Consider the following 13,086-nt stretch of genomic DNA (forward strand, 5'->3'; position numbering starts at 1 on the left):
TACTCATATGTTTGATAAAGTTCTTATAGCCAACCGCGGAGAAATCGCCCTGCGTATTCACAGGGCCTGCAGGGAAATGGGCATCCATACCGTTGCCGTCCATTCCGAGGCAGACGAAAATGCCATGCATGTGCGCCTGGCGGACGAAAGCGTCTGTATCGGTCCGGCCTCCTCGGCAGAAAGTTACCTGAATATCCCGGCCATTATCGCCGCAGCGGAAATCACCAACGCGGACGCCATTCACCCGGGATACGGCTTCCTGTCCGAGAATGAAAAATTCGCGGAGATCGTCGAGCAGCACAAGATTGCCTTCATTGGACCGACCGCCCAGCACATCCGCGTGATGGGCGACAAGATTTCCGCCAAGGAAACGGTCAAAAAACTCGGCATTCCGGTTGTCCCCGGTTCCGAAGGCGAAGTCCGCGATTATGAAACCGCCTCCAAGGTTGCCAAGGAGATCGGCTATCCGGTGATCGTCAAGGCCGCTTCCGGCGGCGGTGGCCGCGGCATGAAGGTGGTGCATAATGAAGGCGAGCTCCAGAATGCGGTCAGCTCCGCCAAATCCGAGGCAAAAGCTGCATTCGGTGACGACGCGGTCTATCTGGAAAAATTCCTGACCCTGCCGCGGCATATCGAGCTGCAGGTCCTGGCCGACGAACACGGCAACTGCATCCATCTCGGCGAACGCGACTGTTCCCTGCAGCGCCGGCACCAGAAAGTACTGGAAGAAGCACCCTCACCGGCCCTGAACGCCGAAGAACGGGAAAAGATCGGTGAGGTTGTTGCCAAGGCCATCCAGGGCCTGGGCTACCGCGGCGCCGGTACCATTGAATTCCTTTACGAGAATGGTGAGTTCTACTTCATCGAAATGAATACCCGTCTGCAGGTGGAACATCCGGTGACCGAAATGATCACCGGCGTTGACCTGGTACGTGAACAAATCCGCATCGCCGCCGGCCTGCCGCTGAGCCTGAAACAGGAAGACATCACGATCTCCGGTCATGCCATCGAATGCCGGATCAATGCGGAAGATCCCTTCACTTTTATCCCTTCACCGGGCAAGATCGGTGACTATCATACGCCGGGCGGACTCGGGGTCCGGGTGGATTCCGCCCTGTACAGCGGCTACAGCATTCCGCCCTATTACGACAGCATGATCGCCAAGCTGATCGTGCACGGCAAGACCCGCAATGAGTGCCTGATGCGCCTGCGGCGCGCCCTGGAGGAATATGTGATCGACGGGATCAAGACCACCATTCCCCTGCATCAGATGCTGATCCGGGAAAATGATTTTGTAAACGGAGCTTATGACATCCACTGGCTGGAAAACTTCCTGAATAATCTGGAGACATGACGGAAATTACAGCAGATCTTCTGCTACACGCCTATAGTCAGGGCATCTTTCCCATGGCGGAGAGTGCCGACAGCGACGAAATCTTCTGGGTGGATCCCGAACTACGCGGGATCTTCCCCCTGGAGCATTTTCATGTGCCGAACCGACTGGCGCGCAAGATCCGCCAGCAGCCGTTCGAGATCCGCATCGACACGGCTTTCCGCGAGGTGATGAAGGCCTGCGCCGAAACCATCCCTGACACGGAACGGGACAACACCTGGATCAACGACACCATCCTCGATCGCTATTGTGAGCTTTTCCGCATGGGCTATGCCCATTCCGTGGAATGCTGGCGCGACGAAAAGCTGGTCGGCGGACTATACGGGGTATCCATTGGCGGCGCATTTTGCGGGGAAAGCATGTTTCACCGGGAAACCGACGCCAGCAAGGTTGCCCTGGTCTATCTGGTGGCGCGGCTGAAAAAAGCCGGCTATATCCTGCTGGATACCCAGTTTATTACCGATCATCTGGAAAAGTTCGGCGCCGTGGAAATCCCGAGAATGGAATATAAGGCCAGACTTGCCCGCGCCCTGGACCTGGAACCGGATTTCTATTCGTTACCGGCAGACGCCGCGCCGGAAACCATCTTGCAACTGGTGACCCAGATATCATAAACCGGATGTTCCAGCGGAGAGACAGCGGGGCTTGAAGCAAACATCCAGCCGCTGAAGACCTTGTTCCGCTCCTTGCCCTGGCCCACATCGGTGATCTCAAGAAAAGCCACACTCTCCGGGGTTTCCTCCGGCGGATTGGAACGGCAGTGGCGCATGACAATTTCCAGGGTGCCGAACCGCACCGGTTCATCCTGACGTGCTTCAATAGTGGAAAGCCTTGCGGTAATTTTATCCAGCGCCCCCAGCACCACAACCGCGACCTTTCCGTCTTCACTATTGTCGGAAATCTCGTCAGCCCATACCGCCGACGTCCAAATGGACTGAAGAAGAACTGAAAGAAGGAGGAGTTTACGCATCACGCAGCCTAATCCGACTTCTTGTCATCCGAGCCTGCAAATTTATCCAGCAGTCCGAGCAGGTCGACGGAGCCCTGGGTATCCAGGATCTCGTCTCCGTCCGCCAGCATCTCGTCACTGCCGCCAGGATCAAGAACCAGATAATTGCCGCCAAGAAGCCCCTCGGAAGTGATTTTAGCGAAAGTGTCTTCGGGAATTTTGATTTCCGGATCAACTGAAAACTCGACCACAGCCATGAAGGTATCGGGATCGATATATTGTTTGAGCACGCTACCGACCTTGATGCCGCTGACCCGGACATCGCTGCCGACGGCCAGTCCGTCAACCTTGTCGAATTTGGCTATCAGGTGATATCCGCCATTGGAGGACAGATTGGCATGGGAATATGCAAAATAAAGAAAACTTCCGGCGATGAAAAGAACCACTGCCCCCACAAGGGTCTCTACCAGATTACTTCGCATATAATTACTCCTGCTCTCAGTCTCAGCTGTTCGGCGTCCAGGCTTCGTAATCGCCTGTTGTTTTCGCCCGAGAACCGGCGGCATTGAGGCTTCCGCTCGGATAGTAGGCATCCACAGTGCCGGTCAGGTTGGGCTGATGTTCCTTTTCCCAGCTCTTGACCACCGGCGGCTGTTCGACCGGTGTTTCGTCAACGGTATAGTGAAGCCAGGCATGCCATTCCGGCGGTATGCGGGACGCTTCGATTTCACCGTTATAAATTACCCAGCGTTTTTTACCCTTTTTCTCATGGTAATAAACATTGCCCTGGTCATCTTCGCCAACCTTCTCACCGTTCAGGCTGGTGAAAACCCAGGTGCCGATTGTGCTGTTGTGCCACCAGGTGAAGATTTTTCTCAGTAAGGAAAACATATCCTGTCCGTCCTGCCTTTTATCCAAGTTTTACTTTCTATACCGTGCCAGCCCCTGCAGAACAACCATAAAACAATGCGCCGGCGATTATTCTCCGGAAAATCGGGGCAATATTATGGTCCTGGTCCTCCAGGGGCTTAACCAACGATTCGACAAACACAAGATGTAGCAGTCCAGCCCCTGTCAAACACAATATATCAGAAAAATCGCTATGGAATTAACCACGAGTGCGATACACTTCTTCAATCGTAAAACAGAAGAGAATACGCCGGGGAATTTAGATGAAGGTTAAACGTCGCTTTACTTCACCAGATCAGTCACCGTACCACAGCCTTGAATTCAGAACGACCGACAGCGAGATCCGCAATCCGGACGGCACGGTTGTTTTTGAACTCAAGAATATCGAGGTGCCTGCTGACTGGAGTCAGGTTGCGGCGGATATCATTGCCCAGAAATATTTCCGCAAGGCCGGGGTGCCCTGCTGCCTTCGCCCGGTCAGGGAAGACGGCGTTCCCAGCTGGCTCTGGCGTCATGAAGCTGACGAGTCTGCCCTTTCAAGCCTGCCCGAAGAGAAAAGAAGCGGCCCGGAAAAAAGCGCCAAGCAGGTCTTTGACCGTTTGGCCGGAACCTGGACCTACTGGGGCTGGAAAGGCGGTTACTTCAGCGAGGAAAGCGATGCCCGGACTTTCTTTGACGAGTTGCGCTTCATGCTGGCCAACCAGATGTGCGCCCCCAACTCCCCCCAGTGGTTCAACACCGGGCTGCACTGGGCCTACGGCATCGATGGTCCCGCCCAGGGTCACCATTATGTTGATTACAAAACCGGCAAGCTGACCAAGTCCAAAAGCGCTTATGAACATCCCCAGCCCCACGCCTGCTTTATCCAGGGCGTGTCCGACGACCTGGTCAACGACGGCGGCATTATGGACCTGTGGACCCGGGAGGCCCGTCTGTTCAAATACGGCTCCGGCACCGGCAGCAACTTCTCCAATATCCGCGGCTCCGGCGAGCCCCTGTCCGGCGGCGGCAAGTCTTCCGGCCTGATGAGCTTCCTGAAGATTGGCGACCGGGCAGCCGGCGCCATTAAATCGGGCGGCACCACCAGACGTGCGGCCAAAATGGTCATCGTTGATATCGACCATCCGGACATCGAGGAATTCATCAACTGGAAAGTCAAGGAAGAACAAAAGGTCGCGGCCCTTGTCACCGGCTCGAAAATTGTTGAGAAACATCTCCAGGAAGTGATGACCGCCTGCCAGAGCAAATCGCTGGAGCCGGCAGACGCCTGTGATCCCAATGCGAATGCAGACCTGAAAACCGCGGTGCTTTCCGCCCGCAACGCCCTGGTCAGCGAAAATTACATCCAGCGGGTGATCCAGTTTGCCAAACAGGGCTATACGGAAATCGAATTCGAAACCTACGACACCGACTGGGATTCCGAAGCCTATATGACTGTCTCCGGGCAGAATTCCAACAACTCGGTCCGGGTGACCGACGATTTCATGCAGTCGGTCCTGGACGACGGCGACTGGGACCTGATCAACCGCGGCAACGGCAGGGTCGCCAAAACCGTCAAATCCCGCGCCCTGTGGGAGGATATCGCCCTGTCCGCCTGGCAGTGCGCCGATCCCGGCCTGCAGTTCCATACCACCATCAACGACTGGCACACCTGTCCCCAGTCCGGGCCGATCCGCGCTTCCAACCCCTGCTCGGAATATATGTTCCTGGACAATACCGCCTGTAACCTGGCGTCCCTGAACCTGATGAAGTTCCGGACCCCGGACGACGACTTTGATGTGGACAGCTTTGAACATGCGGTCACCATCTGGACGATTGTGCTCGAGATATCGGTCCTGATGGCCCAGTTCCCGTCCAAGGAAATTGCCCGCCTCAGCTATGATTTCCGGACTCTGGGACTGGGCTTTGCCAATATCGGCGGACTGATCATGTCTTCCGGCTTCAGCTATGACAGCGATGAAGGCCGCGCCCTGTGCGGCGCTATTACCGCTCTCATGACCGGTGCAGCCTATCGCACGTCTGCCGAAATGGCCCGCGAGCTTGGCAGCTTCGCATCCTACGAGGAAAACCGTGAAGACATGCTGCGGGTGATCCGTAATCACCGCCGGGCCGCCTGGGGCAATGAAGACGGTTATGAAGAACTGCACACAACACCGGTGCCACTGGACATCCCCAGTTGCCCGTTCCCTGATATTGCCACGGCTGCCGGCCGGGCCTGGGACCAGGCGCTGGAAATCGGCACCCTGCACGGTTATCGCAACGCCCAGGTCAGCGTGATCGCCCCGACCGGCACCATCGGCCTGGTGATGGATTGCGACACCACCGGGATCGAGCCCGACTTTGCGCTGGTCAAATATAAAAAGCTGGCCGGCGGCGGTCACTTCAAGATCATCAACCGCCTGGTGCCCAATGCCCTGAAGACCCTGGGCTATACCCCCAAGCAGATCGACGAAATGGTCAAATATGCAGTCGGTTACGGCACCCTGGACGGCGCCCCGCACATCAACCATCAGAGCCTGAAAGACAAGGGGTTCTCCCAGGCCCAGCTGGATATCCTGGAAGACAATATCGGCAGCGCCTTCGACATCAGCTTCGCGTTCAATCACTGGATGCTGGGGCGGGATTTCTGTCGCGACGTCCTCGGGTTCTCCGACGAGCAACTGGATGACCTCAGCTTCAACATGCTGGAGGCAATGGGCTTCGATAAAAAACAGATCGAGGAGGCCAATCTTTACTGCACCGGGACCATGACCCTGGAAGGCGCCCCTCACCTGAAAGAACATCATCTTCCGGTGTTTGACTGCGCCAACCCCTGCGGCAGGATCGGCAAGCGGTTCCTGAGCGCGGAAAGCCATATCCGCATGATGGCGGCGGCCCAGCCGTTTATTTCCGGCGCTATTTCCAAAACCATCAACATGCCCAACCGGGCCACGGTCGAGGATTGCAAGAACGCCTATATGCTGTCTTGGAACCTGGGTTTGAAGGCCAACGCGCTGTACCGCGACGGCTCTAAATTGTCCCAGCCGCTCAACGTCTCTTTGCTGAAGGAAGATGACGCAAAGGAGGATGACTCACTCCCGGAAAAGACTCGAATTGTAGCTGAACGCATCGTAGAGCGCATTGTCGAGCAGAATGCCCCGGCCGCGAGACGCAAACTGCCGTCCCGGCGCAAGGGCTATACCCAGAAAGCCATGGTCGGCGGCCACAAGGTTTATCTCAGGACCGGCGAGTATGACGACGGCACCCTTGGTGAAATTTTCATCGATATGCACAAGGAAGGCGCGGCTTTCCGCAGCCTGATGAACAATTTCGCCATAGCCCTGTCCATCGGCCTGCAGTATGGCGTGCCGCTGGAGGAATATGTGGACGCCTTTACCTTTACCAGGTTCGAACCGTCCGGCCAGGTGGTCGGCAACGACGCCATCAAGATGGCCACTTCCGTTCTTGATTATATCTTCCGGGAACTCGCCGTGTCCTATCTGGGACGAAACGACCTGGCGCACGTCAACCCCGAAGACCTGATGCCTGATTCCATTGGCGATGGCGACGGCCCGGCGAGAACGGAACCCGTCAAAGGCACCGAGCAGGCCCTGGACCGGGTGATGGGGCTGGCCAGTACCGGCTATGTCAGGAAAAGTAATCTTTACGTCCTGAACACGACCGGCGAGTCGACGGCGCAGGAGGAAATCAAGATGGAAGCCGACGTGGCCTCCTCCCAAACCAAGGCGGTCGTCAATGCCACTGTGATCACACGCGAATCCATGCACAGCGAGGTGGTTCAGGCGCGCATGAAAGGCTATGAAGGGGATGCGTGCCAGGAGTGCGGCAACTTCACCATGGTCCGCAACGGCACCTGCCTGAAGTGTGACAGTTGCGGGGCGACCAGCGGCTGCTCCTGAGCATTTAAGGTTTACGAAATATTTACACAATTCACTCACTCTGATGAACTCATGGGACGACCCCAATTCGCGAATGAGTTTTCAACCAGGGTGAGACAACCGGCATGCTTCCTTCCAAAAGGACGCCATATCTTTTCAGAGACAATAAACCGAGATTAAACGTCCCGTCGGAGTCCCGGATTTTAAGCAAGCAGCTCGCTGACGGCATCGGTGAAATCAAGGTGCTCGGCGACGGGGATTTTATGTTCACCCAATCCAGCGACAGTCTGATTTCCAAAATCAGTTATGGACAACAGAATCCGGTCGGCAAGCTGATTGGCGAGCTCGACTGGCTTGAAGACAACGGCCAACTGCAGCAGGCTCTGACGAAAGCCGCCAGCGAATTCGAAACCACCGACCTGAACTGGCGCTTTGCCCTACCCAACCTGGAAGAAGTCTCCCTCTATTGCCGCCTGATTCCCCTGAAGAATGAGACCGGCGGCCTGGAAAAACTGGTCCTGTTGACCGCTGACAACAGCTTCGAGGCCGCCTTCGAGCGGGAACTGGAACGCTATACCTATTATGACAGCCTGACCAACCTGCCGAACAAACATTATTTTTACGAGATCATCGAAAACCGCTTTGGCAACGACCTGCCGCTGGGCGAAACAGCCGTCCTGTTCATCAATATCTTCAAGCTGCAGAGAATCAATGAAAGTTTCGGCTATGAGGTCGGCGATGAGCTGCTGCGGGAAGTCGCACAACTGATCCAGGGCTGCCTCCCCGCAGAAGCTCTGCTGGCGCGCTTCGACGGCGACAAATTCGTCATCCTCCTGACCGACGAAGACATGCAGAATGCTGAAAGTGAAGCCCGCGCCCTGGCAGACAGCATCCATCATGAACTGGGCCGCAAGATCAGGCTTGGCAAACAATATCTGCAGGTTGCCGCCACCATCGGCATTTCCTCCGGCACTTCCACGCTGCATAACCTGATCAACCTGATTCAGGACGCCCATATGGCCATGCAGCGAATCAACGGCCTCAGTTCCGACCGCACCTTGGTTTACCGCCCTGAACTGAAAACCCGCGCCCAGTCCCTGCTGCGCATGGAACAGGAACTCGGCCACGCCATAGAAAACAAGCAGCTGGAGCTTCACTATCAACCGATTATCAGTCTCAGCACCGGTGCCATCACGGGCTTTGAAGCCCTGACCAGGTGGTTCCATCCCGAGCGGGGCACGATCTCGCCGGTGGAATTCATTCCCATTGCCGAGGATACTGGTTTGATTATGCCCATGGGCCGCTGGTGCATGAACGAAGCCTGCCGGCAACTGAGCGAGTGGATCCGGAAATATCCCGCTGCCTCCTCGCTGAAAATGAATGTGAATGTGTCCAATATCCAGATTGCCGAGGACGATATTGTCGCCGTGACCCGGGATGCCCTATACCAGTCCGGCCTGCAGGGAGATCGTCTCAAGCTCGAGATTACCGAATCCGCCCTGATGGACAACTCCGACCTGGCCCGCGATATCCTGCTCGATCTGAAATCTCTGAATATCAGCCTGGCCATCGATGATTTCGGTACCGGTTATTCCTCCCTCAGTTACCTCAACCGTTTTCCCGCTGACACCCTGAAGATCGACCGGTCCTTCATCAGCCAGATGAACAACAGTGAAGACAGCCTGAAGATCGTGCATATTATTACCAACCTGGCCACCACCCTTGGCATGGACCTGGTGGCCGAGGGCATCGAGGAAGAATCCCAGCTCAGCATATTACGCAACCTGGGATGCCACGCCGGACAAGGCTATCTTTTTGCCAAACCCCTGTCCGCCGCCGATGCCGAAGAACTGCTGAAAAACTCCGGTCCGCAGGCAAATTAAAGGTTTCCAACTCCCTAAATAGTCCTATAATGCCTATCGAATAACTTCGGGGCCGGACGTGGACTACAACAGATATTACAAGCAGATCAGAGAAAAACTGGACCATTTGATCCGGACCAGTGCGGCCGAGGATTATGCCTCGGTTTCTGCCCTGATCGGCAAAAACCACGCCTATATCCAGCAATATATCAAACGCGGCGTTCCCAAATGCCTCAACGACCTCGACCTGGCGAAAATCATTGATCACTTCGGACTTGCCGCCGACTATTTCGGCTCGCCGGCGGATTTCCCGACCCCTTCCGTCTCCGGCGAAAATCTTCCCGGCGACTTTTCCCCTGACGACTATGTGCTGGTCAATGTCTATGACATTCATGCCGCCGCCGGCGCTGGGGCGTTTGCCGAAAATAACGACATCCACAATCGTCTTGCCTTCCGCAAAAGCTGGATCAGGACCAGTTCAAACGCCACGCCGGAAAGCCTGGCGGTCATCACCGTCTCCGGCGACAGCATGTCCCCCACTCTGCAGGACGGCGACCATATTCTTGTCGATATGAGCGAGCGACAGATCCGCAATGACGGCATTTATGTGCTGAGGAACGATGACATGCTGCTGGTGAAGCGGGTTTCCATTAATCCCGTTACCAAACTCTGCACCATCAAAAGCGATAACCCCCAATACGACTCCTGGTCCGACTGCGAACCCGATGCCCTCGACATCCTCGGCCGCATCATCTGGATGGGCCGGAAAATCTAGTCCTGAATTGCAAAGGAAATGACATGAGCTCTCCTGAAAAATCCTGCAAAAGACAGCCGACGATCCGGACGATTCCCAATATTTCCAACCTCAATTCCAACGGTCATATATTCGGCGGCTGGATCCTGGCCCAGATGGACTCGGCCGGCGGCGTGGAAGCCATCCGCTATGTGGGCGGACCGGTAGCCACCGTTGCTGTGGAAGCGATGAAATTTCACGCCCCGGTGCTGCCCGGCGACTGGCTCAGCGTCTATACCGAGGTCGCCCGGGTGGGAACCACCTCGATCACCATCAAGATAGAGGTCACGGTCATGCGCCAGGGCGAAGAAGAAGAAATAACAGTCACCGAGGGCGACTATATCTTTGTCGCCCTCGATGAAAACCACAGGCCCAAGAAGATTGAGCAGCCCTAGTCTTTTCCACCAACCTTCTGCGGATAAAGCCAGAACCGGAACAGCGAGATCAGTCGCGGCATAATCACATAGGTCATCAGCAGCACCTGGAAGATACACTGCACAACGAGCCTGAGTTCCCCCGGCCAGTTGGCATAAATCGGGTGGAACAGGTAATTGACCAGCATAACCAGCAGGATCACGGTCGGGATCACAAGGGTCACCATTTTCCAGCGCGGCGGCGGGGCGGCGCTGGGCACTTCGGCCATCGGGAACCAGAACTCAAAACCGGACGCCAGGTTGATTTCGGTCTCGCCTTCAACCAGTCCGTCGTCCTCCAGCTTTTGCAGATATTCGGCCCGCACTGCGGAGTCTTCCCAGGCCCGTTCATGTTCGCGGGTATCGAAATGCAGCATGAAGACATATTTTCCGCCGGTCGCCGGGCTCGGCCGCAGGATGCTCAGGCTCTGGTGGCCGCAGAAACGCCGGGCGGCAGCGGAAATATCCTTTGCCCACTGCTCGTAAGCGACTTCCTTGCCGGGTCTTACCTTGCGGGCAATGGTTACCGTTACCGGCTCATTGTCTTCGGCGGCGGGACAAAACTCAGATGTGTTTACTGCTTGTGCGAACATTGCTTTACCTCTTTAACGATATTCACACTATAAGCCATGCACAGGAAGGATGACAAACGCCAGTTTTACGATTCTGCAATGCAATAAACGCATAGCTAAGCCGGGACAGGACAATCCGGTTATACTTTTGACAACTTTTCCGGGATATAGTGCTGAAAAAACAAGAAGGGTTACCACGATCACATGTCTCAGGCAGTTGAAAAAATCCCGCTGTTTCCGGTGGAGATATACCGGACCGAAATAGAAGACCATGTTTCCCTGAACCGGGACCTCATGGCGCTGTTGCAACAGCTCAGGACCGAGAGTAAAGGGATCACAAGGACCAATGTCGGCGGCTGGCATTCGGATCTGGACCTGCACCGGCAGGGGCATGATGCGGTGACCCGACTCATGGACAGCGTCCTTGAGGTGGGAGAACAGGCCTGCCGCGATATCCTGCCCGGCCTGCCGCCTTTGCAAAAAGATGACTGGCATATAGAATCCTGGCTTAACGCCAACGACCAGAATGCCTACAATAACTGGCACGATCATGTCAGCTATCATCGCGATCACAGTACCGTCTGGGCCGGCGTCTATTATGTGAACGGCGGCGAGCCGCACGGCGATAAACCGCCGGAAGGCGAAATTGTGTTCCGGGATGATTTCCTCGGCCCGGACAAGGAAATCTATGCTCCGGCGCGGGGCATACGCACCATTGAGCTGGCGCCCCGGACCGGCAGCTTTTTCATCTTTCCGGCCTGGCTCCGGCATTATGTGAAGCCCTATCGCGGCCTTGGCGAACGGGTGTCCCTCGCCTTCAACCTGGCCCACCCGGCCATAGACGTCGGCATCCGGCCGGAATTCCGCCGCTTCTCCCGGGCGTGGCAGAAGTTCCCGGACCTGATGAAAAAGCTCCGGAAAGTCTCCCCGATCGAACTTTAGGCAGAATCAAAAACCCCGCCGGAGACAGCGTCTCGACAGCGGGGTTCTAATGGTGAGCCCTGAAGGATTCGAACCTTCGACCTACTGATTAAAAGTCAGTTGCTCTACCAACTGAGCTAAGGGCCCGTAAAGGATGAGGCGGAACATAGAGTCTGATGCCGCATCGGTCAATAATTTTCTGACACTTTTTTGTAAAAAAAATTCCTGCTCTTTTTGAAATGAAATTCCTATAGGGGTTCAATGTCGCCAAGTGCCCGTCTCGCGTGGAAATCGGCAACGAAATCAGACAGTTTTCCGGCCGCAATCGCATCCCGCAAACCCTGCATCAGGTCCTGGAAATAAGTCAGGTTATGCTCGGTCAGCAGCATGGCGCCGAGAATCTCCCCGCTGCGGATCAGATGGCTGAGATATGCCCGGCTGTATTTGCTGCAGGCGTCACAGCCGCATTCCTCGTCCAGCGGCCGGGGATCGTCCGTGTGGCGGGCATTCTTCAGGTTTACGGTGCCGCGCCGGGTAAAGCCCTGGGCGGTGCGCCCGGACCGGGTCGGCAATACGCAGTCGAACATGTCGATGCCGCGCTCAACGGCGCCGACAATATCGTCGGGCTTGCCCACGCCCATCAGGTAGCGGGGAACGTCGGTCGGCATCTTGGGCATGGTATAGTCCAGCACCTCGAACATCACCTCCTGCCCCTCGCCTACCGCAAGGCCGCCGACGGCCAGCCCGTGGAAGCCCATGTCCCGAAGCGCGTCGATGGATTCAAGGCGCAGGTCCTCGAACACGCCGCCCTGGACAATGCCGAACAGGGCGTTCTTTGCCGCATGCACGGAGCCGTTATGGAAGGCGTCAAACGAGCGCCGCGCCCAGCGCATGCTGAGCCGCATGCTGTCGGCGGTTTCCTGCTTGGTCGCCGGATAGGGCGTGCATTCGTCAAACGCCATGACGATGTTGGAGCCGAGCAGGCGCTGGATCTCCATGCTGCGCTCCGGGCTGAGCATATGCTTGCTGCCGTCGATATGGGACTGGAAGGCGACGCCCTCCTCGGTGATTTTGCGCAACTGGGCCAGCGACATCACCTGGAAGCCGCCGGAATCGGTCAGGATCGGCCGTTCCCAGTTCATAAATTTATGCAACCCGCCGAGGTTATGGATTCGCTCCGCTGTGGGGCGCAGCATCAGGTGATAGGTATTGCCGAGCAGGATATCGGCCCCGGTCTCGCGCACCGTTTCCGGCTTCATGGCCTTGACCGTCGCCGCCGTGCCGACCGGCATGAAGGCCGGGGTGCGGATGTCGCCGCGCCAGGTCTTCAGCACCCCGGTGCGGGCGTTGCCGTCAGTGGCCTCGATCTTCAGTTTGAAATTGTCTTTCATATCTT

At 56.3% G+C, this 13,086-nt stretch carries 12 protein-coding genes and 1 tRNA gene; 7 read left to right on the forward strand and 6 right to left on the reverse strand.

Annotated features, from left to right (window positions below):
• The first annotated feature begins 7 nt into the window (after window positions 1-7).
• A complete protein-coding gene (accC, locus tag FIV46_RS03175) occupies window positions 8-1,354 on the forward strand; it encodes an acetyl-CoA carboxylase biotin carboxylase subunit (protein WP_139938347.1) in 1,347 nt (448 codons plus the stop codon).
• Window positions 1,351-2,007, forward strand: coding sequence for a leucyl/phenylalanyl-tRNA--protein transferase (aat, locus tag FIV46_RS03180; protein ID WP_139938348.1), 657 nt, complete (start codon window positions 1,351-1,353; stop codon window positions 2,005-2,007). The genes accC and aat overlap by 4 nt, the downstream gene beginning before the upstream one ends.
• On the opposite strand, the gene FIV46_RS03185 is transcribed toward aat, so the two are convergent.
• From FIV46_RS03185 to FIV46_RS03195, 3 genes are read right to left on the reverse strand one after another with little or no spacing between them, the layout of a single operon-like run.
• Window positions 1,944-2,363 (reverse strand): DUF2155 domain-containing protein, encoded by a 420-nt coding sequence (locus tag FIV46_RS03185; protein ID WP_139938349.1) that lies wholly within the window; start codon window positions 2,361-2,363, stop codon window positions 1,944-1,946. The genes aat and FIV46_RS03185 overlap by 64 nt on opposite strands.
• An 8-nt stretch (window positions 2,364-2,371) precedes the next feature.
• On the reverse strand, window positions 2,372-2,824 hold the full coding sequence (gene mlaD / locus FIV46_RS03190; RefSeq protein ID WP_139938350.1) for an outer membrane lipid asymmetry maintenance protein MlaD: 453 nt from the start codon (window positions 2,822-2,824) through the stop codon (window positions 2,372-2,374).
• Between the two features lie 22 nt (window positions 2,825-2,846).
• On the reverse strand, window positions 2,847-3,233 hold the full coding sequence (locus tag FIV46_RS03195; protein WP_139938351.1) for an NADH:ubiquinone oxidoreductase subunit NDUFA12: 387 nt from the start codon (window positions 3,231-3,233) through the stop codon (window positions 2,847-2,849).
• Window positions 3,234-3,514: 281 nt separating this feature from the next.
• Here FIV46_RS03195 and FIV46_RS03200 point away from each other — a divergent pair, with 281 nt between their 5' ends.
• From FIV46_RS03200 to FIV46_RS03215, 4 genes are all read left to right on the forward strand, one after another.
• Window positions 3,515-7,150 carry a vitamin B12-dependent ribonucleotide reductase gene (locus FIV46_RS03200; RefSeq protein WP_139938352.1) on the forward strand — a complete coding sequence of 1,212 codons (3,636 nt, stop codon included), beginning with the start codon at window positions 3,515-3,517 and terminating at the stop codon, window positions 7,148-7,150.
• A 242-nt stretch (window positions 7,151-7,392) separates the two neighbouring features.
• A complete protein-coding gene (locus FIV46_RS03205; protein ID WP_181163036.1) occupies window positions 7,393-9,012 on the forward strand; it encodes a putative bifunctional diguanylate cyclase/phosphodiesterase in 1,620 nt (539 codons plus the stop codon).
• Between the two features lie 58 nt (window positions 9,013-9,070).
• Complete coding sequence (locus FIV46_RS03210; protein ID WP_139938354.1) at window positions 9,071-9,766, forward strand: S24 family peptidase; 696 nt, start codon at window positions 9,071-9,073, stop codon at window positions 9,764-9,766.
• A gap of 23 nt (window positions 9,767-9,789) precedes the next feature.
• The gene (locus FIV46_RS03215; protein WP_139938355.1) at window positions 9,790-10,179 is read left to right on the forward strand and encodes an acyl-CoA thioesterase; all 390 of its coding nucleotides are present in this window, start codon (window positions 9,790-9,792) and stop codon (window positions 10,177-10,179) included.
• On the opposite strand, the gene FIV46_RS03220 is transcribed toward FIV46_RS03215, so the two are convergent.
• The gene (locus FIV46_RS03220; RefSeq protein ID WP_139938356.1) at window positions 10,176-10,790 is read right to left on the reverse strand and encodes an antibiotic biosynthesis monooxygenase; all 615 of its coding nucleotides are present in this window, start codon (window positions 10,788-10,790) and stop codon (window positions 10,176-10,178) included. The two genes, FIV46_RS03215 and FIV46_RS03220, sit on opposite strands and share 4 nt — an antisense overlap.
• A gap of 183 nt (window positions 10,791-10,973) precedes the next feature.
• Between FIV46_RS03220 and FIV46_RS03225 the strand changes: the two genes are divergently transcribed.
• Entirely contained in the window at window positions 10,974-11,711 is a 738-nt protein-coding gene (locus FIV46_RS03225; protein WP_139938357.1) for a putative 2OG-Fe(II) oxygenase, read from the forward strand.
• Between the two features lie 50 nt (window positions 11,712-11,761).
• On the opposite strand, the gene FIV46_RS03230 is transcribed toward FIV46_RS03225, so the two are convergent.
• Both FIV46_RS03230 and tgt read right to left on the reverse strand, forming a co-directional pair.
• Window positions 11,762-11,837 (reverse strand) — tRNA-Lys (locus tag FIV46_RS03230).
• A 101-nt stretch (window positions 11,838-11,938) separates the two neighbouring features.
• Window positions 11,939-13,081, reverse strand: coding sequence for a tRNA guanosine(34) transglycosylase Tgt (tgt, locus tag FIV46_RS03235; protein ID WP_139938628.1), 1,143 nt, complete (start codon window positions 13,079-13,081; stop codon window positions 11,939-11,941).
• Window positions 13,082-13,086: the final 5 nt, after the last annotated feature.

Origin of the sequence: Emcibacter nanhaiensis (assembly GCF_006385175.1) — a bacterium.
Taxonomy (GTDB): Bacteria; Pseudomonadota; Alphaproteobacteria; order Sphingomonadales; family Emcibacteraceae; genus Emcibacter; species Emcibacter nanhaiensis.